Source organism: Janthinobacterium rivuli, assembly GCF_009208735.1.
GTDB lineage: Bacteria > Pseudomonadota > Gammaproteobacteria > Burkholderiales > Burkholderiaceae_D > Janthinobacterium.
In genome coordinates this window covers 128863-154946 of record NZ_WFLJ01000001.1, presented here as the reverse complement: position 1 = coordinate 154946, position 26084 = coordinate 128863, and the positions used below count along the sequence as shown (strand labels likewise).

Sequence of the window (26084 nt, the reverse complement as noted above, 5' to 3'; positions counted from 1 at the left end):
ATGCCACAAATCGTTATCCTGCCGCACGCCAAGCTTTGCCCGGACGGCGCCGTCATCGAAGCCCCTGCCGGCAAGTCCATCTGCGACATCCTGCTGGAAAACGACATCGACATCGAGCACGCCTGCGAAAAATCGTGCGCCTGCACCACCTGCCACGTGCTGGTGCGTGAAGGCATCGAATCGCTGAACGAAGCGACGGAACTGGAAGAAGACATGCTGGACAAGGCCTGGGGCCTGGAAGCCGTGTCGCGCCTGTCGTGCCAGTCCATCGTGGCCGATGCCGACCTCGTTGTCGAAATCCCGAAATACACGATCAACCAGGTCAGCGAAGGCAGCCACTAACATGAAATGGTCCGACATACACGCGATCGCCGAGGCTTTGTTCGACGCGCATCCGGACATCGATCCCCTGACCGTGCGTTTCACCGACCTGCATAACTGGGTGGTGGAACTGGACGGCTTCGACGATGACCACACGCGCGGCGGCGAAAAAGTGCTCGAAGCGATACAGATGGCGTGGATCGATGAAGCGCGCTAAGGGCGCGGCAGCCGCCGCCACCGCAGCCGCCGCGCCGAAAGACGTCATCACGGCCGCCAGCAACATGCCCGAGATCAAGGATGGCCAATCGGTCGCCTTGCTGCAGGAATTGCACATCCTGACGCGCGACGGCAAGATGAACCAGGACAGCCGCCGCAAGCTGAAACAGGTATATCACCTGACGCAGTTCATCGAGCCGCTGCTGCGCGAAGTGCAGCTCGACCACCCCGGTGTCTCGCTGGTCGACCACGGCGCCGGCAAGTCGTATCTCGGCTTCATCCTGTACGACCTGTTCTTCAAGAGCGGCAACGACGGTTCGCACATCTACGGCATCGAGACGCGCGAAGAACTGGTGCAGCGTTCGCAGGAGCTGGCGAAGAAATTCAAGTTTCCCGGCATGTCGTTCTTGCCGCTGTCCGTGGCCGAATCGACGGAATCGACCTTGCTGCCGCAGCAGATCGACATCGTCACGGCCTTGCATGCGTGCAACACGGCCACCGATGATGCGATCCACTTCGCCCTGAAGAAGAAGGCGAAATTCATGGTGCTGGTGCCGTGTTGCCAGGCGGAAGTGGCGTCCGTGTTGAAGAAGAACAAGGGCAAGAGCCTGGGCAAGAATGTCTTGACGGAACTGTGGCGTCATCCGCTGCACACGCGCGAGTTCGGCAGCCAGATCACCAACGTGCTGCGCTGTTTGCAGCTGGAAGCGCACGGCTACCAGGTCAGCGTGACGGAGCTGGTGGGCTGGGAGCATTCGATGAAGAATGAGCTGATCATCGCCAGCTACAAGAACCTGCCGCGCCAGCGCCCGACGGAGCGCCTGCAGGAAGTGCTGCAGACGCTGGGCCTGGAAGAGATGGGCCACCGCTTCTTTGCCGAGGAATTGGCCAAGGCCAGCGCGTAAGACTTCCGCATTGCCAAACGAGGGGAGGAGCGGGTCGGTTACAATACCGGCTTTCTCCTCCTCTTGCTTTTTGCGCCTCCCCCATGACCACACCTATTGAAATGCCCACCGTCCGCCTGGCCAAGCGCCTGTCTGAAGACGTGCCCTGCTCGCGCCGCGAGGCCGAGCTGTATATCGAGGGCGGCTGGGTCACGGTCGATGGCGTGCTGGTGGAAGAGTCGGGCGCGCGCGTGGCCGACAATCAAGCGGTGGTACTGTTGCCGAACGCCACCCTGGAAGAAATGCCGCCCGTGACGATCCTGCTGCACAAGCCGGCCGGCGTCAATGGCGGTATCGGCGCGGAAGGCAAGCCAGCATTGAGCTGCCTGCGTCCCGAAGAGATCTTCACGCCCGAGAACGTGGCGCCCAGCTCCGTCACGCGCTTTCTCAAGCGCCATTTGATTGGCCTGACCATCACCAATCCGCTCGACACCATGGCGTCCGGCCTGCTGGTGTTTACGCAGGATTTCCGCGTGGCCCGCAAGCTGGTCGACGAAGCGAAAACGGTGGAGCAGGAATTCATCGTGGAAGTGTCGGGCGACATCATGGAAAACGGCCTGGCGCTGCTCAATCACGGCTTGCCCTTCAATGGCAAGCCTTTGCCGCCGATCAAGGTCAGCTGGCAAAATGAAACGCGTTTGCGCTTCGCCCTGAAAAACGTGCAGCCGGGCCAGATCGCCCATATGTGCAAGATGGTGGGACTGGACGTCGTCGCCATGAAGCGCTTGCGCATCGGCCGCATCCCGATGGGCGCCACGCCCGTGGGGCAATGGCGTTACTTGCAGGGTTACGAGCGGTTCTAAAGCTGCGGCGCCGTGATGGCGTGGTTTTCCGCGAAGCTTTTCCATAGCCGTTCGGCAATATTCAAGGCGATGGTATCGGCCTTCTCTTGCAGGGCCGCATTGCCCATGCTTTCGGTGGTGGCGAAGAACAGGGTCAGCCAGCGGCGGAACATGCACGGCGTGAGGTGTTCCATTTGCGCGTGCTGGGCCAGCGGCTTGCCGTGGTAGCGCATGGTGCCGCGCAGCAAGCCTGACCAGAAATCGACCAGTGTGGCCAAATGGGCATCCCAATCCTTGACCTCGGCGGCAAAGATGGGGCCCAGCATGGCGTCGTCGCGCGCGGCCGCATAAAAGGTGTGAACGAGATGCGTGACTTCGTCTTCGCTGCAGACTTCCTCGCGGTAGGGAGCGAAGCGGGTGTGGGGGAGGGGGGCGGTATTGTTCATGGCGTGCCATGATCGCAGAGCCCCCTTGGCGCTTCAATGACCCAGGTCAAGCCACATAAAAACTCAGGCGGCAACTTTCTTCGACTTCTTCGCGGGAGCCGGCAATTGCACGATCTGCGTGCCCGCCAGCTTGTCGTGCAGAAATTGGCCATTACCCGTGAACAGGGCCGTGCTGGACCAGGCCAGGATGCCCACGCCGATGGCACCCAGGGCCGTCCAGTGCTGCAAATCGAATACATACGACAGCAGCAGGGCTGGCAGCAGCCACATCCATGACAGGAGGTAGCGGTACGCGGCCACGCTTAGCGGCACGTGGGCATGACCCGGCAGCACGACCTTCAGGCGCCACGTCTTCATGGCCAGGGTTTGCCCTTCGCGGCTCCATTGGTGGATGAAATACGCACCCATGACGAGGAAGGCCAGGCACTGGCGCATATGTTCGCTCAACGGCGTATGCGCGCCCTGTGCGATCAATTCGAAGACGAGGAAGGGCAGGAACAGCACGGCCAGGGCCAGCAGCGACTCGTACACCATGGAAATCAGGCGGCGCTTGATCGTGGGATGGGAAGTGATGCTGGCGGCAGGCGTGCTATTTGACATTGGTTGGCAGTGGGGCGGGCGTGGCAGGTGGCGTGACGGGCACGGTGGCGGGGGCCGCGGCAGGATCGGCTACCGGCACGGCGGCCGCTGCGGGCGTGGCCACGGGTGGCAGCACGGGTGCGGCGGCAGGCGCTGCCGGCGTGACGGGCGGCAGGATCGCGGCCGGTTTGCTCGTGGTCGAATTAATGGCGGGTACTTTGCCCAGCGGTTTTTTCGGCACGAGCTCTGTCGCCAGCTTTTTCTTTTGCTCTTCCGGCAATTGCTGGTATTGCTCCCATTGCGCGGACTTTTGGCCTGGATCAATCTTCTTCGTGCGCGCATAGTTTTCGCGCACGAGGCTGCGCTGCGCCGGCGTCAGCTTGACCCATTCGCGCATGCGTTCGTGCACGCGGGTCTGTTCGTCGGGCGTCATGGAGGCGAAACGGCTGGCGATATCGAGCCATTTCTGCTTGCGCAAGGCTTCCAGCTTGTTCCATTCGCCCGCCAGCGGCTGCAGGGCTTCCTGCTGCGCGCGCGACAGCTTGTTCCACGAGGGATTCTCGCCAGCCTTCGGCGGCGTGCCGCCCTTGCCGGCCGTGCGGGGGGAGCCAGGCTTGGCGGCCGAGGCCGGGGCCGGCGCCACCACGGGCGCGGTTGCCACGGGAGGGGCGGCGGGCGCGGCATGTTGCTGCGCGCCTACCCAGGCGGCGCCGGCCAGGGCACAGGCGCCCAGGCCGATGCCGCCGGCCAGCCAGCCTTTGCGTACGCTCGAGCGTGCCATTTATTGCTCGCGTTTCGTCAGGTAGGCGTTGAAGCCATGGTCCATATAGGCGGAGAGCGGCAATTCGTCCGACAGCACGGCGGCGTCGATTTCTGCCAGCTCGGCAATATGTTGTTCCTGCTCAAACTGATAGATGCCCACCAAGCCGCCGACCAGCAGCAGCAGGGGGATGATCACGCTCATGCGGCCCAGCCACGACAGCGGCTCGACGAACAGGCTGCTGGCCACGCCGGCGAACACGTTCTTGCGTACGGCGACGGCGGCGGGCGCGTCCGCCTTCTTGCGGGACAGGGCCAGCTTGCGTGCCGCTGCCAGGCGATCGGTGGCCGATGCGGGCAGGTCGTCGAGTTTTTCGTTCAGTGCATGGCGCACTTTGTAAGCGAAATTGAGATCGTCGGTGTTCATAGTTTAATTCCCTTGGCTTTCAGCGATTCGGCGAGCGTGTGGGTAGCTCTAGAGCAATGTGTTTTCACGCTACCTTCGGAGCAACCCATCGCTTCCGCTGTTTCAGCCACATCCATGTCCTGCCAATAACGCATGAGGAAGGCTTCGCGTTGACGTGACGGCAGTTTTTGTACCTCTGCATCAATCAAATCAAGGATCTGCGCGCGTTCGACCTGGTCGGCCGACGATTCGGCGGCGCTGGAACCCTGTTCCGATTCATAAGTGTCAAGTATATCAAAATCTTCATGCTCGTCGCCCGAGGGCTTCATGCCGGAAAACAGGCTGACCCAGGTGTTGCGCACCTTTTCGCGGCGGAAGTAATCAAGGATGGTGTTTTGCAGGATGCGCTGGAACAGCATCGGCAGCTCGGCGGCCGGCTTGTCGCCGTATTTCTCGGCCAGCTTGATCATGGCGTCCTGCACGATGTCGAGTGCCGATTCTTCCTTGCGGACCGCGTAGGCGGCCTGCTTGAAAGCGCGCCGCTCGACATTTTCTAGAAAGTCGGATAATTCTTTGTCTGTTGCCATGCGGTATGGGGATCTTAGCGGCTGCGGGTGCGGTGGGCGAAATGGGGGCGGGTATGCTTTTTGCAACCCCGTGCATGCTAGCAAAAAATGTGCGTTTCCGCAGGGTTTTTGCACGCCGTGTGAGCAAAATGGCCTTTCGGCTGACATTTTCCTTGACCATAATGGTGCGACGCGATAACGTATGGGACGCTTTGAACACCCCAAAGCCCTATGGTCAGGTCGCGACCGGCACACAAGGCCATCCGCGGCAAGACGCGCTTTCATTTGTAGGCAGTTTGTTCTAACCCGCGCCACAAGCGCGAGCGGTTCGTACAGGCGCCACAGAAACTCCGGCCAAACGAGTTGCGTTAAGCGTTGTTTTGTAAGGTATCTATGGGTGCCCAAAGAAATTGCGTGACCGCATGAAAAGGGAAGCAGGAGCACTGTCGCGCACAGCGAACTTCGTCAGGAAAGAACATCCGATCAATCTCCAATGGACCTTGAAAGGAATGTTTCATGAATACCGAAGCAGCAGCAGGACCAATTACGGGCGCAGAAATTGTCGTGCGCTGTCTGGCTGAAGAGGGCGTCGAGCACGTCTTTGGATACCCGGGCGGAGCCGTACTCTACATCTACGACGCCATCTTCCAGCAAAACAAATTCCAGCATATCCTGGTACGCCACGAGCAGGCCGCGATCCACGCCGCCGATGCCTATTCGCGCAGCTCGAACAAAGTCGGTGTCGCCATCGTCACGTCCGGTCCGGGCGTCACGAATGCCGTCACGGGCCTGTCGACCGCGTACATGGACTCGATTCCCATGGTGGTGATCTCCGGCCAAGTGCCGAGCCACGCCATCGGACAGGATGCGTTCCAGGAATGCGACACGGTCGGCATCACGCGCCCCGTCGTCAAGCACAACTTCCTCGTCAAGGACGTCAAGGACCTGGCAGCGACGATCAAGAAAGCCTTCTTCATCGCCCGTACCGGCCGTCCGGGACCCGTGCTGGTCGATATCCCCAAGGATATCAGCATGCACAAATGCCATTTCGACTATCCGAAGGAAGTCGAGATGCGTTCCTACCGTCCCGTCGACAAGGGCCACTCGGGCCAGATCCGCAAGGCCGTGCAGCTGTTGCTGCAAGCCGAACGTCCGATGATCTACACGGGCGGCGGCGTGATCCTGGCGAACGCCTCGGCCGAGCTGAACAAGCTGGTCGACCGCCTGGGTTTCCCGTGCACCAACACCTTGATGGGCCTGGGCGGCTACCGCGCCTCGAGCGAGCAGTATGTCGGCATGCCCGGCATGCACGGCACCTATGAAGCGAACATGGCGATGCAGAACTGCGACGTCCTGATCGCCATCGGCGCCCGTTTCGATGACCGCGTGATCGGCAACCCGAAACATTTCGCCTCGCATCCGCGCAAGATCATCCACGTGGACATCGATCCCTCGTCGATTTCCAAGCGCGTCAAGGTCGATATCCCCATCGTCGGCAACGTCAAAGACGTGCTGATCGAGTTCCTCGCGCAGCTGGACGCGGCCGAAGCCAAGCCGAACGTCAATGCCTTGAGCAACTGGTGGAAGCAGATCGCCGAATGGCGCGGCCGCGAATGCCTGAAATACCCGACCTCCGACCTCGTCATCAAGCCGCAGTCGGTGGTGGAAAAGGTGTTCCAGATCACCAAAGGCGACGCTTTCATCACGTCCGACGTGGGCCAGCACCAGATGTGGGCCGCGCAATATTATGGCTTCGACAAGCCGCGTCGCTGGATCAATTCCGGCGGCCTGGGCACCATGGGTGTCGGCTTGCCATACGCCATGGGCGTGCAGATGGCCAACCCGGACGCCACCGTCGCCTGCATCACGGGCGAAGGCTCGATCCAGATGTGCATCCAGGAATTGGCCACGTGCAAGCAGTATCACCTGACGCCGAAGATCATCATGCTCAACAACCGTTTCCTCGGCATGGTGCGCCAGTGGCAGGAAATCGACTACGGTTCGCGCTATTCCGAGTCGTACATGGATTCGCTGCCCGACTTCGAGAAGCTGGCCGAGGCATATGGCCACGTGGGCATGAGAATTGAAAAACCGGGCGACGTCGACGGCGCCCTGAAAGAGGCGTTTGGCATGAAAGACAGGCTGGTATTCATGAACTTCATTACCGACCAGTCCGAAAACGTGTGGCCCATGGTGAAAGCCGGCAAAGGCCTGTCCGAAATGATGCTCGGCTCGGAGGACCTCTAATCATGCGCCATATTATTTCTGTCTTGCTGGAAAACGAAGCGGGCGCCCTGTCGCGCGTGGTGGGCCTGTTCTCGGCACGCGGCTACAACATCGAAACGTTGACGGTGGCGCCGACGGAAGACTCGACCCTGTCGCGCATGACCATCGTCACCAGCGGCTCGGACGACATCATCGAGCAGATCACCAAGCACTTGAACCGCCTCATCGAGGTAGTCAAGGTGGTGGACTTGACCGAAGGCCAGCATATCGAACGCGAGTTGATGCTGATCAAGGTTCGTGCCGTGGGCAAGGAGCGCGAGGAAATGAAGCGCACCGCCGATATCTTCCGTGGCCGCATCATCGATGTCACCGAAAAGACGTACACGATCGAACTGACCGGCAACAAGGTCAAGCTCGACGCGTTCATCGATTCGATCGACCGCGCCGCCATCCTGGAAACCGTCCGCACGGGTGGTTCCGGCATCGGCCGCGGCGAACGCATCCTCAAAGTATAAAAATACAAGTAGCTCTACGCGGCCCAGGTGCCGCATTTAAAACAACAACGCATCATCAAATTATAGGAAATACCATGAAAGTTTTTTACGACAAAGACGCTGACCTCTCCTTGATCAAAGGCAAAAACGTTGCCATCATCGGCTACGGTTCGCAAGGCCACGCGCACGCGCAAAACCTGAACGATTCGGGCGTCAACGTCACCGTCGGCCTGCGCAAGGGCGGCGCCTCGTGGACCAAGGTCGAGCAAGCGGGCTTGAAAGTGGCGGAAGTCAACGACGCCGTGAAAGCGGCCGACGTCATCATGATCTTGCTGCCAGATGAAAACATCGCCCAGGTCTACAACGAAAACATCGCGCCATTCGCCAAGCAAGGCGCCGTGCTGGCCTTCGCCCACGGCTTCAACGTGCATTACGGCCAAGTCGTGCCACGCGCCGACCTGGACGTGATCATGGTCGCGCCGAAAGCACCGGGCCACACCGTGCGCGCCACCTACACCCAGGGTGGCGGCGTGCCCCACCTGATCGCCGTGTACCAGGACAAATCGGGCATCGCCCGCGATATCGCCCTGTCGTACGCGTCGGCCAACGGCGGCGGCCGTGCCGGCATCATCGAAACGAACTTCCGCGAAGAAACCGAAACGGACTTGTTCGGTGAGCAAGCCGTGCTGTGCGGCGGCGCCGTGGAACTGATCAAGGCTGGCTTCGAAACCCTGACGGAAGCCGGTTACGCGCCTGAAATGGCGTATTTCGAGTGCTTGCACGAACTGAAGCTGATCGTCGACCTGATCTATGAAGGCGGCATCGCCAACATGAACTACTCGATCTCGAACAACGCCGAATACGGCGAATACGTGACCGGCCCTAAAGTCGTGACGTCGGCCACCAAGGATGCGATGCGTCAATGCCTGAAAGACATTCAAACGGGCGAATACGCGAAGAGCTTCATCCTGGAAAACAAGGCAGGCGCACCGACCCTGATCTCGCGCCGTCGTTTGACGTCCGAGCACCAGATCGAAGAAGTGGGCGCGAAACTGCGCGCCATGATGCCTTGGATCGCCAAGAACAAGATGGTTGACCAGTCGAAGAACTAAGCAGCTATCGTTCCTCACAAGAAGCCGGCGCAAGCCGGCTTTTTTGTGCGCAGCTGCCTGGCAGGCAACATCCGTTACAATCAGGCCCATTCAACAAATCCGTCAGCCTCATGCTTGTTTTTTCTAAAGTTTTTGTCGGGAATCTTCATGTGCTCAAGCGCCCCGTCTCCGTGGCCATCAGCTGCTGGTTTTTGATCCTCGCCTCGCTGTTGGCGCTGGTGTCGGCTTACCTCGGCCGCAACGATTCCGCCATGCTGGCCGCAATGGGGGACGGCGTGATTCCCGCCGAGGCGCAATACGCGATCTTGCTCTTCAGCCAGGGCATTACTCTGGTGGCGGCGCTGGCCATGCTGCAAAGGCAGCGTGGCGCGCGCACGGTGTATCTGGTGTGGGGTGTGATCGACATCGCGCTCTGCCTGGCGACCTTGCCGGTCAAGATGAACGTCTTGCCTGGTGCCCTCATGTTCGCCGTCATCTGCGCCTTCCTGTACAGCCCGAAATCGAATGCCTGGTTTTCGCCACGCAAGGCGGCCAATGATGCTTGCATGACGCCAGCCTGAGCATGGCTGATTCCAGCACGGCTGGTTTGGCGCGCACGCTTTTCGCCCGCCTCCTATATAATCCCGCCCTTCCTTTGCAGTTTCCCATGGACTGCATCTGTTTCGGTATCTGCCGACCGCAACGCGCATTACCGCTATTTTAGTAGCACGCCAGGCTCGTTGAAACGTCGCCTGCGCAACCCGAGGTACCCACATGACTGACCGTTTGACCGCCACAGTGCCTGTTTCAGGCCCTGCCGGCACCGCCATTTCCCAACGCTTTCCGCTGGCCGCCTTGCTGGCGCTGGCGATGACCAGCTTTATCGCCATCCTGGCCGAAACCTTGCCCGCCGGCCTGTTGCCGCAGATCTCGCAGGGCCTCGGCATTTCCGAAGTCATGACGGGCCAGCTCGTCACGGTGTTTGCGATCGGCTCCATCCTGACCGCCATCCCCCTGACCGCCTTGACCAGCGGCTGGCGCCGCCGCAAGGTGCTGCTGCTGGCCGTCGGCGGCTTCCTGGTCTTCAATACCATGACGGCGCTGGCGCCCAATTACATGATGGCGCTGGCCTCGCGTTTCCTGGCCGGCATGGCCGCCGGGCTGGCCTGGGGCTTGATGGCCGGCTACGCGCGCCGCATGGTGTCCGTCGAACAGCAGGGCAGGGCGATGGCGGTCGCCATGATCGGCACGCCGCTGGCCCTGTCGCTGGGCGTGCCGCTGGGTACCTTGATGGGCGGCGTGCTGGGCTGGCGCAGCATCTTCGGCATCATGTCCGGCCTGGCCATCATCCTGGTCGCCTGGATACTGGTGGCCGTGCCCGACTATCCCGGGCAAAAGAATGGCGAACGCCTGTCGATCCGCCAGGTGTTCCTGACGCCGGGCGTGCGGCCGATTCTGTTTGTCATCGTCGCCTGGATGCTGGCGCATAACATTCTGTATACCTATATCGCACCGTTCCTGGCGCCGTCCGGCTTGCGCCCCCGCATCGACCTGGTGCTGCTCGTGTATGGCGTCGGCTCGCTGGCCGGCATCTGGCTGGTCAGCCAGTTGATCGACCGCTGGCTGCGCCCGCTCGTGCTGGGCTGTCTCGCCGCGTTTGCCCTGGTGGTGGTGGCGCTGGGGCTGGCAATGGATGCGCCGGCCGTGATCTACGTCAGCATGGCCATCTGGGGCATCACCTTTGGCGGCGCCGGCACCTTGCTGCAGACGGCGTCGGCGGACGCGGCCGGCGATGGCATGGATGTGGCGCAAGCGATGGTGGCGACCATCTGGAACGTGGCCATCGCCGGTGGGGGCCTGGCCGGCGGCTTGCTGCTCGACGGCTATGGCGCGGCAGCGTTCCCGTGGGCCATGCTGGCCTTGCTGCTGACGGCCCTGGCCATCGCCTGGGGCGCGCGCCGCCACAGCTTCAAGCCGGGCCGGCGCAGCGGCGGTGCGGTGCTGGGTCACTGATAACACTGTTATTTTGTGTTGCAGTGTGTTGAAATGTGAGCAGATGTGACTGGCAAGCGCATTTTGTGACGATTTGTTAATTTGCGCCACGGGAATGAATGAGGCGTTAGAATCTACACAGTTTGACAAGTTTCTCAAGCGAAAGAGGTGGTAACAGCCTCCCTTTCGCGGGCTGTCAGCCACATTAACTACCTAGGAGTACCCCCATGACCGTGATGAAATCCGTCCTTGTTGCCGCCGCAGCCACCGTTGCCCTGAGCGCACAAGCCCAATCCCTGCCGACTTCCGGCACTCTGGTGGTCGTGCCCGCATTTGGCGAAGTCAAGCATGTCAATGACCAGGTGGTCGCCACCCTGGCCGTGGAAGAACAGGACAAGGACAAGGCTGCGGCCGCGTCGCGAGTCAACCAGAAGATGAACAAGGGTATCGCCATCGTCAAGCAGGCCGACCCGTCGGCGGCATTGAAATCGTACGGCTACTACACCTATCCCGTGTACCCGGAAGAGCGTCCGCTGCCGGCCGGCGCCGTGGCCAAGCCGCGTTTGCCGACGGCCTGGCGAGTCGGCCAGTACCTGGAAGTGACGACGGCCAATCTGGCGTCCCTGCCAAAGACCGTGTCGGCGGCGCAAGGCGTGCTGACCCTGAATGGCTTGAATTTCGGCCTGAAGCCGGAAACCATCCGCCTGCTGGACGATCAGCGCATCGCCGCCACGTATAAGAACCTCAATGAGCGCGTGGCCGCCATCGCCAAGGCCATGGGCCGCAACGTTTCCGACGCCGTGCTCGATACGGTGGACTTCGAAGGTTCGGGCAACTATGTCACCGAAAACCGTGCTGCCGCCGCACCGATGATGATGCGCAGCGCCAAGATGGCTGAAGACAGTACCGTCGCCGAACCGAGCTTCGAGCCAGGCGAAACGACGCTCGACATGCGTGTCGTCGGCAAGGTCAAGTTCAAGTAAGTGCGTTAACGTGGAAACATTTCCGCGTTAGACTGTGTTAAAAATCATGGGGCTGTTGGCCCCATGGTTGTTTTTGCCCCATTATTTTTCAGGAGAACACCATGACCGTCATGAAAACCATGCTGGCCGCCGCTGTCGTTACCGCCGCCGCTACCGTTGCCCTGAGCGCACAAGCCCAAACCTTGCCGACCTCCGGCACCCTCGTGGTGGTGCCCGCGAATGGCGAAGTCGTGCATGCGAACGACCAGGTGACCGTCACCCTCGCCATCGAAGAGCAGGACAAGGACAAGGCCGCCGCCGCCTCGCGCGTGAACCAGAAGATGAACCAGGGCGCGGCCATCGTCAAGAAAGCCGATCCGCAAGCCGTCCTGAAGACCCAGGGCTACTACACGTACGCCGTGTACCCGGAAACGGCGCCGCTGCCGCCGGGCGTCGCCGCCAAGCCCAGGGTGCCAACCGGCTGGCGCGTGGGCCAGTACCTGCAGGTGACGACGACGAATCTGGCCGCCTTGCCGAAGACCGTTTCCGCGGCCCAAGGCGTGCTGACCCTGAACCGCCTGAACTTCGGTCTGGCGCCCGCCACCATCCGCAAGCTCGACGACCAGCGCATCGCCGCCGCCTACAGGAACCTCAACGAGCGCGTGGCCGCCATCGCCGGCGCCATGGGCCGCAATGTCAATGACGCCGTGATCGACACCATCGATTTCGAAGGCTCGGGCAATTACGCGCAGCGCGCCAATGTGGCTGGTGCACGCGCCATGAGTGCCGATTCCATGGGCTATGGCGGCAACCAGGTGGCCGAACCGAGCTTCGAGGCAGGCGAAACGACCCTCAACATGGGCCTGGTGGCGAAGATCAAGTTCAAATAAGGCTAGCTTCGGGATCAATATTGTCAGCTTGACGCCGCCGCGCTTTTCTTTGGCGGTGGCTCCTCTATAATGACAACATCGGCGGGCGCATGCCGTGACAGTCATGCGCCCGCCTTCTGGCACCGATTCCCCCGCAGTACACAAGATATGGAACAACATGGCAAACTTCCCCCGTCGTAGAGGCAAGAACGGCACCCCCGCAGCATCCAAAGCGTCCCGCTTCAGCAAATTCGTGCGCCTGCCGGTGACCGATGGCACTGGCAAGAAAACCTTGCGCCGCCGCGGCATCTATCTGTTGCCGAACGCCTTCACGACGGCAGCCCTGTTTTGCGGCTTCTACGCCATCGTCATGGCCATGAACCAGAAATTCGAACACGCGGCCTGGGCCATCTTCATCGCCATGATCCTCGACGGCCTCGATGGCCGCATCGCCCGTCTGACGAATACGCAAAGCGAATTCGGCGCCCAGTACGACAGCCTGTCCGACATGGTGTCGTTCGGCGCCGCGCCGGCGCTGGTGATCTACGAATGGTCGCTGCGCGGCATGGGCAAGCTGGGCTGGCTGGCCGCCTTCGTGTATTGCGCCGGCGCCGCCTTGCGCCTGGCTCGCTTCAACACGAATATCGCCGTGGTCGACAAGCGCTTCTTCCAGGGCTTGCCCAGCCCGGCGGCGGCGGCCATGGTGGCCGGCTTCATCCTGCTGATGAATGACCTGGAATTTGCCGGCAACCAGCTGGCCTGGGTCTCGTGGACGATCGCCCTGTTCTCGGGCCTGACCATGGTCACCAACGTGCCGTTCTACAGCTTCAAGGATGTGAATTTCCGCAAGTCCGTGCCCTTCATCGTGGTATTCCTGCTGGCATTGTTCTTCGCGCTCATCTCCATCGACCCGCCGAAAGTGCTGTTCCCGATTTTCGTCGCCTATGGCCTGTCCGGCTACGCCGTGTTTTTCTGGCGCATGGCGAAGGGCAAGCCCGTCAGCATCATCCAGACCGACCCCGAGCATTGATGTGCCGAGTCGGTAGCGTCGTCAGTCTTCAGCCAGCCAGGAGCAGCCATGAACACCAGCAACCGACTCATCATTTTTGACACCACCTTGCGCGACGGCGAGCAATCGCCGGGCGCCTCCATGACGCGCGAGGAAAAGCTGCGCATCGCCAAGCAGCTCGAGCGCCTGAAGGTCGACGTGATCGAAGCGGGCTTCGCCGCCGCCTCGCAGGGCGACTTCGAGTCGATACGGGCGATTGCCGGCGCCGTGCGCGAATCCACCATCTGTTCGCTGTCGCGCGCCAACGACCGCGACATCGCCCGCGCCGCCGAAGCCCTGCAACCGGCCGAGCGCAAGCGCATCCACACGTTTATCGCCACCTCGCCCCTGCACATGCAGATGAAGCTGCGCATGACGCCCGAGCAAGTGCTGACGCAGGCGCAAAACGCCGTGCGCTATGCGCGCCAGTTCACGGACGACATCGAGTTCAGCCCCGAAGACGGCAGCCGCTCCGACGAGGATTTCCTCTGCCGCGTGCTGGAAGCGGTGATCGCCGAGGGCGCCACCACCATCAATTTCCCCGATACGGTGGGTTACGCCGTGCCGGAGATCTTCGGCGCCACCATCCGCCGCTTGCGCGAACGCATCCCGAACTCCGACAAGGCCATCTGGTCCGTCCATTGTCATAACGACCTGGGCCTGGCCGTGGCCAATTCGCTGGCCGGCGTCATGATCGGCGGCGCGCGGCAGATCGAATGCACGATCAATGGCCTGGGCGAGCGGGCCGGCAACACGGCGCTGGAAGAAGTGGTGATGGCGCTGCGCACGCGTGCCGCCTATTACAACTTGACGGTTGGCATCGACACGACGCAAATCGTGGCGGCCTCCAAGATGGTGTCGCAAATCACGGGCTTTGCCGTGCAGCCGAACAAGGCCGTCGTCGGCGCGAACGCCTTCGCGCACGCCTCCGGCATCCACCAGGACGGCATACTAAAAGCGCGCGAGACGTATGAAATCATGCGCGCCGAAGACGTGGGCTGGACGGCCAACAAGATCGTGCTGGGGAAACTGTCGGGCCGCAACGCGTTCAAGCAGCGCTTGCAGGAGCTGGGCATCGCGCTGGAATCGGAAGCGGACATCAATGCCGCCTTCATCCGCTTCAAGGAACTGGCGGACCGGAAATCCGAGATTTTCGATGAAGACATCATGGCCCTCGTCAGCGAGGAACAGCAGGCGCAGGAGAGTGAGCACTACCGTTTCATTTCACTGACGCAGCAGTCGACGACGGGCGCCGTGCCGCATGCGCGCGTGGAATTCCTCGTCGGCGGCAAGCAACTCAGTTGCGAAGGGCGGGGCGACGGTCCCGTTGACGCCACCGTCAACGCCATCGAAAGCGTGGCCGCCAGCGGCGCGGAGCTGGTCTTGTTCTCCGTCAATGCCATCAGCACGGGAACGCAGTCGCAGGGCGAAGTGACGATGCGATTGTCGCGCGACGGGCGCATCGTCAACGGCGTGGGCGCCGACCCGGACATCATCGTCGCGTCGGCCAAGGCGTATTTGTCTGCGCTGAACAAACTGCACGCCAAGGACGAGCGCATCGATCCACAGCCGTAGGCAGGACGCCTGATCAAACCTACTGCGCGTCGCGCTTTGCGGCCGGCGATGCTCACCGTGCTTCAGCACGGCTGCGCTTCTCGGCCACAAATCGCTGCCGCTCGCTACGGTTTTATCAGGCGTCGTTACGCCGGTAATGTTTTACCAGAAAAACCGCCGCTCCTCCTTGGCCGGATCGGGTCCGTTCATCATCATGCGCACGATGCCGTCGTGGTCGAAGTGCACGTGCATCATGGAATCCCAGACGCCCGATTCCTTGTAGCGGTAGGACCAGACGTGCAGTTTCGGCAGCGCCAGATACGACGTTTCCGTCGGGCGGCCCAGGGTGTGCAGCACGTCTTGCTGGGTCGACACGCCCACCTTGATGCGGGCAAAGCCGGGCGTGTCGAGCACTTGCTCGTAGGAAATGAGCTTGTCGTCGGGGCCGAAGCGGGCCATATACGTGTACTGGCCGTACGGTCCCGTCGCGTATTCCAGTTCCGCGCCGGTGGGCAATTGATAGATATTCGTCGGCCGGCCCAGGCGCGCTTCCACGACGGCGCGCGGCTCGCCCGGCTGCGGCGGCGGAACGTTCCAGCTGGCGCAGCCGGCCAGCGCGGCAAACAGCAGCGGCGTTGCTAATTTGAGCAGTTTTTTCATGTTGGACCTCCTGAAATGCAGGAAAATCCTATCATGCACCGAGAAAAGGCCGCACGGCAGGATACAGACGGGCATTTTTCCGATATACTTGCGCGTCTGGTTGGCAGCATAGGCCAGTATTTCAATCATCGTAGTTCACGGTGGATAGGGTTCAGACTCTGTGCACCGCATGTGAAAGGTTTATCATGACAGTAGAAAACATCAACAAAGCCGCTATCATCGCGGACAACGCACGTGGTCAAAACGACACCGGCTCCCCTGAAGTGCAAGTTGCACTGCTGACAGCTCGCATCAACGAACTGAACGGCCACTTCAAAGCCCACTCGAAAGATCACCACTCCCGCCGCGGCCTGATCATGATGGTCAACCGTCGTAAGAGCCTGTTGTCCTACCTGAAGGCTAAAGACGCTACCCGTTATCGCGACCTGATCGCTAAACTTGGTCTGCGCAAGTAATTTTTGCCGTACAAGGTTTATACAGAAATGCCTGCGCCAGTTCGCTGACGCGGGCATTTTGTCATTTGAATTCCGGATTTTTGTCGGTAAGTGCAGTATTCTCTACCGATATCATGTTGTAAAAGTAAAGTAGCAAAGGTGGCAACAAGTAAAGGCAGCATTTTTACGCCGCCTGTGGTGAGGTGAACGACAGCCCCTGAAAATCTGTCGGCAATTAGAAAAGGGATACCCCATGTTTAACAAAGTTACGAAAACCTTCCAGTACGGTCAACACCAAGTGACCCTGGAAACCGGCGAAATCGCACGTCAGGCATCCGGCGCAGTGCTGGTGTCGATCGAAGATACCGTCGTTCTGGCAACGGTGGTGGCACGCAAAGATGCCAAGCCAGGCCAGGATTTCTTCCCTTTGACGGTTGATTATGTCGAAAAAACCTATGCTGCCGGTAAAATCCCGGGCGGTTTTTTCAAGCGCGAAGGCCGTCCTTCCGAAAAAGAAACACTGACATCCCGTTTGATCGACCGTCCTATCCGTCCGCTGTTCCCGGAAGGCTACCTGAATGAAGTGCAAGTCATCATTCACGTGCTGTCGGTCAACCCTGAAATCGATCCGGACATCGCCGCCATGATCGGCGCCTCGGCTGCCCTGTGCGTATCGGGCGTGCCTTTCAACGGTCCTATCGGCGCCGCGCGCGTCGGTTACGCCAATGGCCAGTACATCCTGAACCCGACCGTCCAGCAACTGAAAACGTCGGAAATGGACCTGGTGGTCGCCGGTACCGAAACGGCCGTGCTGATGGTCGAATCGGAAGCGAAACAGCTGTCCGAAGAAATCATGCTGGGCGCCGTGGTCTTCGGCCACGACCAGATGAAAGTCGTCATCGACGCGATTCACGACCTGGTGCGTGACGGCGGCAAGCCGGAAGTGGAATGGGCGCCTGCGCCGAAAAACGAAGCACTGATCGCCCGCGTCGCGCATTTCGCCAACGCCAAGATCAATGACGCGTATCAAACCAAGGACAAGCAAGAGCGTACGGCCAAGCTGAAAGCGGCGACGTCGGAAGTGATCGCCGACCTGACGGCCGAAGCGGCTGCCGCCGGCGGCGCGTCCATCGACAGCGCTGAAGTGAACAACATCCTGTTCGACATCGAAGCGAAAATCGTGCGTACGCAAATCCTCGACGGCGAGCCACGCATCGACGGCCGCGACACGCGCACCGTGCGTCCGATCTCGATCCGCACCAGCGTGCTGCCACGCACCCACGGTTCGGCCCTGTTCACGCGCGGCGAAACGCAGGCGCTGGTCGTGGCCACCCTGGGCACCGCCCGCGACAGCCAGAAGATCGATGCGCTGATGGGCGAGTTCACCGATTCGTTCATGCTGCATTACAACATGCCTCCGTTCGCCACCGGCGAAACGGGCCGCGTCGGTACGCCGAAGCGTCGTGAAATCGGCCACGGCCGCCTGGCCAAGCGCGCGCTGATCGCCGCGTTGCCAGCAGCTGAAGAGTTCAGCTACTCGGTGCGCCTGGTATCGGAAATCACGGAATCGAACGGTTCCTCGTCGATGGCCTCCGTGTGCGGCGGCTGCCTGGCACTGATGGACGCCGGTGTGCCGATGAAAGAACACGTGGCCGGTATCGCCATGGGCCTGATCAAGGAAGGCGGCAAGTTTGCCGTGCTGTCCGACATCCTGGGCGACGAAGATCACCTGGGCGACATGGACTTCAAGGTAGCCGGTACCCGCAACGGTATCACGGCGCTGCAGATGGACATCAAGATCATGGGCATCACCAAGGAAATCATGCAAGTGGCACTGGCGCAAGCCAAGGAAGGCCGCGAGCACATCCTGGGCGAAATGCAAAAAGCCATGCCGCACGTCAAAACCGAACTGTCCGATTTCGCACCGCGTCTGATCACCATCAAGATCAACCCGGAAAAAATCCGTGACGTGATCGGCAAGGGCGGCGCCGTGATCCGCGCGCTGACCGAAGAGACGGGCACCCAGATCGACATCAGCGACGAAGGCGTGGTCACCATCGCTTCCGTTGACGCTGCCGCCGGCCAGGAAGCCAAGCGCCGCATCGAAGAGCTGACCGCCTCCGTCGAAGTGGGCAAGACCTACGAAGGCACCGTGCTGAAACTGCTGGACTTCGGCGCCATCGTGCAAGTCATGCCAGGCAAGGATGGCTTGCTGCACATTTCGCAGATCGCCAACGAGCGCGTCAACGCCGTGGCCGACTACCTGAAAGAAGGCCAGCTGGTGCGTGTCAAAGTGCTGGAAACGGATGACCGCGGCCGCCTGAAGCTGTCGATGAAAGCTGCCGAAGGCAACGAAGCGCCAGCCGCTTAAGTTAGCTTGAATGCGGCTTCGGCCGCAGCTTTAACAAACCGCCAGCGCGCAAGCCCTGGCGGTTTTTTTGGCTCTGTCATCGGCAAATAGGGGAAATGCCGGAATCTTCCGTTGGCTGTGCTGTCTGACTCTGCATACCCACCGCACAGGGAGCAGATCATGCAACCAGCCGAATGGATCAGCTTTATCGCACAGTTTGCGCAATTGAGCCGGCGCCAGCGGCAGGCAGGCATGGCCCTGCTGCGTGGCAACACGCCACACGACGCGACCGTCGCGCTGCTGGAGGGCGTGGCGCAGTCGCGCTTGGCCTGCCCAGCCTGCCACTCGCCCCACCTGCATCGGCATGGCCATGCGCACGGCCTGCAGCGCTACCGCTGCGTGCCTTGCGGGCGCACTTTCAATGCGCTCACCGGCACGCCACTGGCCCGCCTGCGCCATAAGGCGTTGTGGCTCGATTATGCCGACTGCCTGCTCGATTCCCGGTCGGTGCGCCAGACGGCCAGCCAATTGGGCGTGCACCGCAACACCACGTTTCGCTGGCGCCACCGCTTTTTATCGTTGGCAAAAACGGACCGGCCGCATGGCCTGCATGGCATCGCCGAGGCCGACGAGCTATATGTGCTGGAATCGGAAAAGGGATCCAGGCAGATGACGCGTCCGGCCCGCCGCCGGGGCGGCCATGCGCAACGGCGCGGCATATCCAACGAGCAAGTCTGCATCCTGGTGGCGCGCGACCGCACGGGCCAGACCCTCGACTTCGTCACGGGCAGAGGCGCGCTGACGAAGGCGCAGCTGCACCGCTGTTTGTTGCCCGCCATCGATAAGGATATCCTGCTGGTCACGGATGGCCATGCCGCCTACCGGGCGTTTGCCAGCGAGGCGGGTATCAGCCACCGGGCCGTCAACTTGCGCGCCGGCATCCGTGTGCGGGGCGCCGCGCACGTGCAGAACGTCAATGCGTATCACAGCCGCCTGCGCGAATGGTTAAGGCCGTTTCACGGCGTGGCGACGCGCTACCTGCCAAACTACCTGGGATGGCGCTGGATACTCGACGCCAAGCGCATCCGTTCACCCGAAACGTTATTGAAAGCAACGATGGGAGCGTTCCCACATCTGACGGTGACATAGCCGTTTTTTTTGCGTCTTGTTTGCGCTGTATCGAAGGTGGATGGCAATTTGTGCATCGGCCTTGATGCAGCTCGCATTGGCCGTTGTCGCTCCCTGTAGATTCGGGAGGGGAGTTTCCCCTGAACGAGTCTTCCAAGGAGATGCAGCATGCGCACATTCTGCGGCCTGGCCGCCGCCTTTCTGCTTGCCGTCATGCCCGGCGTCCGGGCACAGCTGGACAACGCACCCTCGCCGGTGCCGATGCCCATTCCCATCGCCGGCGCGTCCGCGGCCATGCCGGCGCAAGACCTCGACGCCTTGCGTGCCGTGCATGCGCGCGAAATCAATGACCTCAGCACCTTCAAGACGGCGGGCTTGCGGCGCGAAGTCATCGATCCCTACCTGGACAGCGCGCCGGGCCAGCAATTCCTGCGCGAATTGCGCGCCGCCGATCCCGCCGCGCCGGCCGAGACGATTTACGCGCGGGCCGTCGAGCAGCTCGCTTCCGGCAGCACCTTGCCGGAGCAGCAGCCGATGTCGGCCGCGCTGGTGAAGATCGTGCCGCATGGACAGAATGTGTCGCCGTATTCGCCGTATTTCACCACCAGCGCGCAATTGCAGCGCGCTTCGGGCCAATGCGCCAGCCTGGCCGACTGTTTCGGCTTGCCCTTGAAGAGCGAGGCGCCGCTGTATGATGTGTACCAGATCATGCCCAAGGGCACCGTCAACGTGTTCGTCAGCCAGGTGGCGCCGACGGAAGAGCTGGGCGGGCTGGTGCGGCGCCGTGGCGGGGCGCAACAATATCTGTTGCCGAACCGCAGCCTGTGGTCGGCGCCCGTGCTGATCGGCACGATCAAGAATTGAGGAGAGATGATGGATCAGCAACGCTTGCAGGCCCTTGCCGCCGAACTGGAGCAATCGCTGGCCCGCCTGGCGCCCACCGATGGGGAAGTGGCCGACCTGCGCAGCGCGCTCGAGCCGCTGCTGGCACTGGCGGCCAGCGGTGGCGTCACGGCGCCGCTGCCATGGGGCGATATCCCCGGCGGACGCTATTTTACCGAGGGTGGCTTGCGCCAGTACCCTGAACTGGAGCTGGCATTTGCCCGCTTCCGCATCGAAGCGACGGGTGGCGAATCGCCAGCCTTGCGCAAGCTGCGCGGCGAACCGTAGTTAATATGTGGTATCAATTGTTGTTTATGGGTAATTGAGAGTCGGTATTGCTTGACGACAAAATCTTATTCATCGACCATGGCGCATCCCTCCCGATTTTCTCTTTTTTATTGGATGCACCATGTTGTCCTCCCTTAAGGCGCGGCTGATCGCCATCGCCGTTTCCATCGTTGTGCTGGCCATGCTGGCCGTCGCCATCGCCAATTTCTTCACTACCCGCTCCAGCACCCTGGCCGCGCTCGACACGCAGATGCTGCAGTTGTCGCATAGTCATGCGCAGGCCATCGCCGAATGGCTGCGCTCCAAGCAAGCCGTCGTGGGTTCGCTCAAGCAGGGCGCCACGGCGGCCGATCCGCTGCCGGCCCTGAAGGCGGCCGAGCAGGCGGGCACCTTCGACATGGCGTATGTCGGCTTTGCCGACAAGCATGCCGTCTTTTCGCAGGAGCGCAAGCGCGCGGCTGACTACGATCCGACGGCGCGGCCCTGGTACAAGCTGGCCTCCGAAGCGGGCGGCCCCGTCATCACGGCGCCATATATCGGCGCCAGCACGGGCAAGCTGGTGGTGACGTTCGCCGAGCCGCTGGGCGGCAAGGGCAGCGTGACGGGCGTGATGGCGGCCGACGTGATGATGGATGCCGTGGTGCAAAACGTCGCCTCGATCAAACCGACGGCGTCCAGCTACGCCTTCCTCGTCGATGGCGGCGGCAAGATCATCGCCCACCCGGACGGCAAGCTGACCCTGAAACCGTTGGCCGAGCTCGACCCGGGCCTGAGCGCGCAGGCGCTGGCCGATATCGAAAAGAGCGGCGCCGGCGCCGCCATCCGTCTCGGCGAGCGTAACGGCATCTTGCACGTAAGTAAGGTGCCGGGCAGCGACTGGCTGCTGGCGACCGTGCTCGACAGAGCTGAGGCGACGCAAGCCCTGAGCTCGATGCTGCGCGCCTCGGCCCTGACGGCCTTGCTGGTGCTGGCCCTGGCCGCCACGGTGTTGAGCGTGCTGGTGGCGCGCGCCCTGCGCCGCCTGGGCCTGGTGCGCGATGCGATGGAAGCGATCGCCACGGGCGATGGCGACCTGACCAGCCGCCTCGACGCGGACGGCACGGACGAGCTGGCGCAGATCGCCAAGGCCTTCAATTTGTTCGTGGAAAAGATCGCCACCGTGCTGGTGCAGATCCGCAGCATCAGCACCCTGGTGCGCAGCGAGTCGGCCGACATTGCCGCCGGCAACGCCGACCTGTCGTCGCGCACGGAAGCGCAGGCGGGCGCGCTGGAAGAAACGGCCAGCTCGATGGATGAATTGACCTCGACCGTCAAGCAGAATGCGGAAAACGCGCATGCGGCCAATGAGCTGGCCGTGTCCGCCTCGGAAGTGGCGGCCAAGGGCGGCCGCGTGGTGCAGCAGGTGGTCGGCACCATGGCCGGCATCCAGGAAAGCTCGCGCAAGATCGTCGACATCATCGGCGTGATCGACGGCATCGCCTTCCAGACGAATATCCTGGCCCTGAACGCGGCCGTCGAGGCGGCGCGCGCGGGCGAGCAGGGCAGGGGTTTTGCCGTGGTGGCCTCCGAAGTGCGCAACCTGGCGCAACGCTCCGCCAGCGCAGCCAAGGAAATCAAGGAATTGATCGGCGACTCGGTGGCGAAGGTGGATGCGGGTGGCCGCCTCGTCGACGAAGCGGGCCAGACCATGGACCAGGTGGTGGCCTCGGTGCAGCAATTGACGACCATCATGAGCGAGATCACGGTGGCCAGCCGCGAACAGAGCGCCGGCATTGGCGAGATCAATACGGCCGTCACGCACATGGATACCATGACGCAGCAAAACGCGGCCCTCGTCGAGCAAGCCGCCGCTGCCGCGGAAAGCCTGCAGGAGCAAGCCGTGGATCTGGCGCAAGCCGTCGGCATGTTCCGCCTCGGTGATGCGGGCCCTGCCGCGTCACCCGCGCCCGTGACGCGCCTCAAGGCGAAGCCGGCCGCTCCTGCGCCGCGCGCGCCAGCCCGCGCGCTGTCGCCAGCCAAGCCCGTCAAGGCGGCCAAGGCGGGCGCCGACGAGTGGGAAGAGTTTTAAGCGTACAGCAATCGCGACGCGTATTCGGCACGTTCATCCGCGTTTTTGTCAGGCCAGCCTGCCAAAAATGCAGTTCGTCGCAATCGACGTGTCTGCCGGGGGAGGTGTGGCTATAGTGACACCATACCGCAAGCCCACTGCCAGACACCCGAGGAGAATCACATGAACGTCGCCAAAAACATGGAAATCATTGCCGTTGCCGCCGCCATCCTGGTCGGCGCCAGCAGCTACGCCATCGCCCCGGCCGCCCCGGCCCTGCAAGTGGCCAGTTCCACGGCCACCCTGGCCGCGCCAGCGCACAAGGCAGCCATGCAAGTGGTGGTGGTCAAGGCCAAGCGCCTGACTGCCCTGGAAAAGGCCCGTGTCGCATAATTGATTGTCAGCAATTTTTGCTGCTGCTACAGTGGCAGCCAGTGGCAATGCGCGGGAGCTCCATGAGGGCGCCGCGGCACATAAAAACAAGATACCGAGGATGCACTACATGAAAAAGACACTGCAACTGGCGCTGCTGTTCCTGGCGACTCTGGGCCTGGTGCGCGGCGCGGCCGCCGAGACCCGTCTGCTGGAAATGCGTAACGTCGACGCCCGCGTGGTGAGAGTCAAGCTCGATGGCGTGATGGAAGTGCGCATTCGCCAGGGCAACGTACCTTCGCTGAGCATTACGGCCGACAAACGCTACATCGCCGATGTCAGCACGGCGCAAAGCGGCGACACCCTGCACATCGAAACGGAAGTGCGCGGCTTCAAGATCAATCCATCCTCGATCCGCGCCGACCTGGTCTTGCCGAACTTGCGCGAGCTGAGCTCGGAAGGCTTTGGCAGCACGGACATCACGGGTTTCAAGGGCGAGGAACTGACCCTGTCGCTGGAAGGGGCGGGCAGCATCAAGCTGGTGGGCGATTACCGCAAGCTCAATGCCAGCCTGGGCGGCGTGGGCAGCATGCAGCTGTGGATCGGCAACAATGAGCGGGCCGAGCTGGACTTGCAGGGCGCGGGTTCGGTCGTGCTGGGCGGACGCGGGCGACTCCTGAAGGCCAGCCTGGGCGGCCTGGGCAGCCTGAATGCGCAGCAATTCGAAGCCGATGCCGTCAATCTGGAATTGAGCGGCCTGGGCAATGCCACGGTGCATGCCCAGACGAATGCCAAGCTGAACCTGAGCGGACTCGGTTCGGTGGTGGTGTACGGCAAGCCGGCCAACCGCGATGTCAGCGTCGAGGGCCTGGGCAAAGTTAGCTGGAAGTAAAAGCACCCTGTCCCAGGCGTTACGGGCAGAATAAAAGAAGCAGTCAGACCACATCCCATTCCGATGAAAAAACTGATCATTACCTTACTCATGCTGTTGACGATACAGCTACCCGCGCGGGCTGGCTTCGTCGAAGGCGCCAGCGCTTACAACAACAAGAATTACGCGCTAGCCTACAAGGAAATATTGCCCCTTGCTAAGACCGGCAACGCCGATGCCCAGCATTTGCTGGGCTTGATGTATTACATGGGGCGGGGCTTGCCGCAGGATTACAAGCAAGCCATGTTCTGGCACCGCAAGGCGGCCGAGCAGGGCAAGGCCGACGCCCAGTATGTGGTGGGCGCCATGTATTACACGGGCAACGCCGTGCTGCAGGATCACAAGCAGGCCGTGGCCTGGTTCCGCAAGGCTGCCGAGCAGAACCATGCCGAGGCGCAGCAGGTGCTGGGCCTGATGTACCGCTACCACATGGGCGGCGTGCAGCAGGACAACGTCATCGCCTATATGCTGTGGAACCTGGCGGCGGCGAATGGCAACGCGAATGCGGCCGACCAGCGCGCCGCCGTGGTGCGCAAGATGACGCATGAGCAAGTCGAGGAGGGGCAAGCCCTGTCGGCGAAATGGAAGCCGGGCACGCCCTTGCCGCGCCAGTCGAAAACGGGCGCCGGTTAAGACGGAGCGGTGGTCTGCAGGGGAGGGCGGCTTGGCGTACAATCGCCGTTTTCCCTTGAGAGAGTCCCGCCATGCGTGCAGTTGCCATCAGCCAGCCAGGTCCCGCCGACGTTTTGCAGGTTGCCGAGCGTCCCGTTCCCGCCTTCAAGGCGGGCGAACTGCTGATCAAGGTGCACGCGGCCGGCATCAACCGCCCCGACGTGCTGCAGCGCCTGGGCAAGTACGCGCCGCCAGCCGGCGCGTCCGACTTGCCGGGCCTGGAAGTGGCGGGCGAAGTCGTCGATGGCGACTTTAGCAATACCGCATTCAGGAAGGGCGACCTGGTCTGTGCGCTGGTGCAGGGCGGCGGCTATGCCGAATACTGCGCCGCGCCCGCAGGCCAGTGCCTGCCCCTGCCGCAAGGCTTGACGGCGCTGGAGGGCGCGTCCCTGCCGGAAAACTTCTTCACCGTCTGGAGCAATGTCTTCGACCGCTGCGCGCTGCTTGACGGCGAAACGTTATTGGTGCAGGGCGGCACGTCCGGCATCGGCGTGACGGCCATCCAGCTGGCGGCCGCCCTCGGTCACCGCGTGTTCGCCACGGCCGGCAGCGACGAGAAGGCGCGCGCCTGCGAGGCGCTGGGCGCCGAACGGGGCATCAATTACCGCACGGAAGATTTCGTCGCCGTCGTCAAGGAATTGACCGGTGGCAAGGGTGTCGACGTCATCCTCGACATGGTGGGCGGCGACTACCTGCCGCGCGAAATCGATTGCCTGGCCGATGATGGCCGCATCGGCCTGATCGCCGTGCAGGGCGGCACCAAGGCGGAACTGGACCTGGGTAGCCTGCTGCGCCGTCGCCTGACGGTGACGGGTTCCACCTTGCGTCCCCGTTCCGTCGCCTTCAAGGCGGCCATCGCGCAGCACTTGCGCACGACCGTCTGGCCGCTGATCGAGGCGGGCAAGATCAAGCCCGTGATCCATCAAACTTTCCCGTTGGAAAAAGCCAACGAGGCGCATGCCTTGATGGAAGCGAGCACGCACGTGGGCAAGATCATGTTGCAAGTTGCCTGAAACGGGGCACTGCCTGTTTGACCGGCATCGGTGCCGGAGTTAGAATGACGGG

General features: G+C 62.0%; 29 protein-coding genes. 23 read left to right on the top strand and 6 right to left on the bottom strand.

What is annotated here, in order from left to right:
• The 4 genes from fdx (at window position 1) to GCN78_RS00725 (ending at window position 2284) form a co-directional block, all read left to right on the top strand.
• Window positions 1-342 carry an ISC system 2Fe-2S type ferredoxin gene (gene fdx / locus GCN78_RS00740; protein ID WP_035820570.1) on the top strand — a complete coding sequence of 114 codons (342 nt, stop codon included), beginning with the start codon at window positions 1-3 and terminating at the stop codon, window positions 340-342.
• A 1-nt stretch (window position 343) separates the two neighbouring features.
• Window positions 344-538: a Fe-S cluster assembly protein IscX gene (gene iscX, locus GCN78_RS00735; RefSeq protein WP_070288776.1), complete on the top strand. Its 195-nt coding sequence runs from the start codon at window positions 344-346 to the stop codon at window positions 536-538.
• Window positions 525-1442 carry a class I SAM-dependent methyltransferase gene (locus GCN78_RS00730; protein WP_152249921.1) on the top strand — a complete coding sequence of 306 codons (918 nt, stop codon included), beginning with the start codon at window positions 525-527 and terminating at the stop codon, window positions 1440-1442. Before iscX ends, GCN78_RS00730 begins: the two co-directional genes overlap by 14 nt.
• Window positions 1443-1525: 83 nt before the next feature.
• Entirely contained in the window at window positions 1526-2284 is a 759-nt protein-coding gene (locus GCN78_RS00725) for an rRNA pseudouridine synthase (RefSeq protein ID WP_152249919.1), read from the top strand.
• Here the strand turns inward: GCN78_RS00725 and GCN78_RS00720 are convergent.
• From GCN78_RS00720 to GCN78_RS00700, 5 genes are all read right to left on the bottom strand, one after another.
• Window positions 2281-2709 (bottom strand): group III truncated hemoglobin, encoded by a 429-nt coding sequence (locus GCN78_RS00720; RefSeq protein WP_152249917.1) that lies wholly within the window; start codon window positions 2707-2709, stop codon window positions 2281-2283. The two genes, GCN78_RS00725 and GCN78_RS00720, sit on opposite strands and share 4 nt — an antisense overlap.
• A 63-nt stretch (window positions 2710-2772) precedes the next feature.
• Entirely contained in the window at window positions 2773-3309 is a 537-nt protein-coding gene (locus GCN78_RS00715; RefSeq protein WP_152249915.1) for an RDD family protein, read from the bottom strand.
• Window positions 3299-4069, bottom strand: a complete 771-nt coding sequence (locus GCN78_RS00710; RefSeq protein WP_152249913.1) for a DUF3106 domain-containing protein — start codon at window positions 4067-4069, stop codon at window positions 3299-3301. The genes GCN78_RS00715 and GCN78_RS00710 overlap by 11 nt, the downstream gene beginning before the upstream one ends.
• Complete coding sequence (locus GCN78_RS00705) at window positions 4070-4474, bottom strand: DUF3619 family protein (protein ID WP_152249911.1); 405 nt, start codon at window positions 4472-4474, stop codon at window positions 4070-4072.
• Complete coding sequence (locus GCN78_RS00700; protein WP_034779551.1) at window positions 4471-5040, bottom strand: RNA polymerase sigma factor; 570 nt, start codon at window positions 5038-5040, stop codon at window positions 4471-4473. The genes GCN78_RS00705 and GCN78_RS00700 overlap by 4 nt, the downstream gene beginning before the upstream one ends.
• 495 nt (window positions 5041-5535) lie before the next feature.
• Here GCN78_RS00700 and GCN78_RS00695 point away from each other — a divergent pair, with 495 nt between their 5' ends.
• The 9 genes from GCN78_RS00695 to GCN78_RS00655 all read left to right on the top strand — a co-directional run bounded on the left by GCN78_RS00695 (window position 5536) and on the right by GCN78_RS00655 (window position 15276).
• A complete protein-coding gene (locus GCN78_RS00695; RefSeq protein ID WP_152249909.1) occupies window positions 5536-7266 on the top strand; it encodes an acetolactate synthase 3 catalytic subunit in 1731 nt (576 codons plus the stop codon).
• A gap of 2 nt (window positions 7267-7268) precedes the next feature.
• Window positions 7269-7760, top strand: a complete 492-nt coding sequence (gene ilvN, locus GCN78_RS00690; RefSeq protein ID WP_010399754.1) for an acetolactate synthase small subunit — start codon at window positions 7269-7271, stop codon at window positions 7758-7760.
• Between the two features lie 74 nt (window positions 7761-7834).
• Window positions 7835-8851 (top strand): ketol-acid reductoisomerase, encoded by a 1017-nt coding sequence (ilvC, locus tag GCN78_RS00685; protein ID WP_034750044.1) that lies wholly within the window; start codon window positions 7835-7837, stop codon window positions 8849-8851.
• Window positions 8852-9000: 149 nt separating this feature from the next.
• On the top strand, window positions 9001-9411 hold the full coding sequence (locus GCN78_RS00680) for a hypothetical protein (RefSeq protein ID WP_152249907.1): 411 nt from the start codon (window positions 9001-9003) through the stop codon (window positions 9409-9411).
• A 193-nt stretch (window positions 9412-9604) separates the two neighbouring features.
• On the top strand, window positions 9605-10843 hold the full coding sequence (locus GCN78_RS00675; RefSeq protein WP_152249905.1) for an MFS transporter: 1239 nt from the start codon (window positions 9605-9607) through the stop codon (window positions 10841-10843).
• Window positions 10844-11049: 206 nt separating this feature from the next.
• Window positions 11050-11805: an SIMPL domain-containing protein gene (locus tag GCN78_RS00670; protein WP_152249903.1), complete on the top strand. Its 756-nt coding sequence runs from the start codon at window positions 11050-11052 to the stop codon at window positions 11803-11805.
• A gap of 101 nt (window positions 11806-11906) precedes the next feature.
• Window positions 11907-12674 carry an SIMPL domain-containing protein gene (locus GCN78_RS00665; RefSeq protein WP_152249901.1) on the top strand — a complete coding sequence of 256 codons (768 nt, stop codon included), beginning with the start codon at window positions 11907-11909 and terminating at the stop codon, window positions 12672-12674.
• 157 nt (window positions 12675-12831) lie between these two features.
• Window positions 12832-13683, top strand: coding sequence for a CDP-diacylglycerol--serine O-phosphatidyltransferase (pssA, locus tag GCN78_RS00660; RefSeq protein WP_152249899.1), 852 nt, complete (start codon window positions 12832-12834; stop codon window positions 13681-13683).
• 48 nt (window positions 13684-13731) lie between these two features.
• On the top strand, window positions 13732-15276 hold the full coding sequence (locus GCN78_RS00655) for a 2-isopropylmalate synthase (RefSeq protein WP_152249897.1): 1545 nt from the start codon (window positions 13732-13734) through the stop codon (window positions 15274-15276).
• Window positions 15277-15417: 141 nt separating this feature from the next.
• Here GCN78_RS00655 and bamE read toward each other — a convergent pair whose 3' ends face one another.
• Complete coding sequence (gene bamE, locus GCN78_RS00650) at window positions 15418-15915, bottom strand: outer membrane protein assembly factor BamE domain-containing protein (protein WP_152249895.1); 498 nt, start codon at window positions 15913-15915, stop codon at window positions 15418-15420.
• A gap of 185 nt (window positions 15916-16100) precedes the next feature.
• On the opposite strand from bamE, the gene rpsO reads away from it, so the two are divergent.
• The 10 genes from rpsO to GCN78_RS00600 all read left to right on the top strand — a co-directional run bounded on the left by rpsO (window position 16101) and on the right by GCN78_RS00600 (window position 26032).
• A complete protein-coding gene (gene rpsO / locus GCN78_RS00645) occupies window positions 16101-16370 on the top strand; it encodes a 30S ribosomal protein S15 (protein ID WP_010399743.1) in 270 nt (89 codons plus the stop codon).
• Window positions 16371-16602: 232 nt separating this feature from the next.
• Window positions 16603-18720: a polyribonucleotide nucleotidyltransferase gene (pnp, locus tag GCN78_RS00640; RefSeq protein WP_152249893.1), complete on the top strand. Its 2118-nt coding sequence runs from the start codon at window positions 16603-16605 to the stop codon at window positions 18718-18720.
• Window positions 18721-18879: 159 nt separating this feature from the next.
• A complete protein-coding gene (locus GCN78_RS00635; RefSeq protein ID WP_152249891.1) occupies window positions 18880-19848 on the top strand; it encodes an IS1595 family transposase in 969 nt (322 codons plus the stop codon).
• 147 nt (window positions 19849-19995) lie between these two features.
• The gene (locus tag GCN78_RS00630; protein ID WP_152249889.1) at window positions 19996-20691 is read left to right on the top strand and encodes a hypothetical protein; all 696 of its coding nucleotides are present in this window, start codon (window positions 19996-19998) and stop codon (window positions 20689-20691) included.
• A 9-nt stretch (window positions 20692-20700) separates the two neighbouring features.
• Window positions 20701-20997, top strand: a complete 297-nt coding sequence (locus tag GCN78_RS00625) for a hypothetical protein (protein ID WP_152249887.1) — start codon at window positions 20701-20703, stop codon at window positions 20995-20997.
• A gap of 121 nt (window positions 20998-21118) precedes the next feature.
• Window positions 21119-23065 (top strand): methyl-accepting chemotaxis protein, encoded by a 1947-nt coding sequence (locus GCN78_RS00620; RefSeq protein WP_193316564.1) that lies wholly within the window; start codon window positions 21119-21121, stop codon window positions 23063-23065.
• A 162-nt stretch (window positions 23066-23227) separates the two neighbouring features.
• Window positions 23228-23437 carry a hypothetical protein gene (locus GCN78_RS00615; protein ID WP_152249885.1) on the top strand — a complete coding sequence of 70 codons (210 nt, stop codon included), beginning with the start codon at window positions 23228-23230 and terminating at the stop codon, window positions 23435-23437.
• Window positions 23438-23546: 109 nt separating this feature from the next.
• Entirely contained in the window at window positions 23547-24308 is a 762-nt protein-coding gene (locus GCN78_RS00610; protein ID WP_152249883.1) for a GIN domain-containing protein, read from the top strand.
• A gap of 63 nt (window positions 24309-24371) precedes the next feature.
• Complete coding sequence (locus tag GCN78_RS00605) at window positions 24372-24980, top strand: tetratricopeptide repeat protein (RefSeq protein WP_152249881.1); 609 nt, start codon at window positions 24372-24374, stop codon at window positions 24978-24980.
• A 71-nt stretch (window positions 24981-25051) separates the two neighbouring features.
• A complete protein-coding gene (locus tag GCN78_RS00600; RefSeq protein WP_152249879.1) occupies window positions 25052-26032 on the top strand; it encodes an NAD(P)H-quinone oxidoreductase in 981 nt (326 codons plus the stop codon).
• Window positions 26033-26084 lie beyond the last annotated feature (52 nt).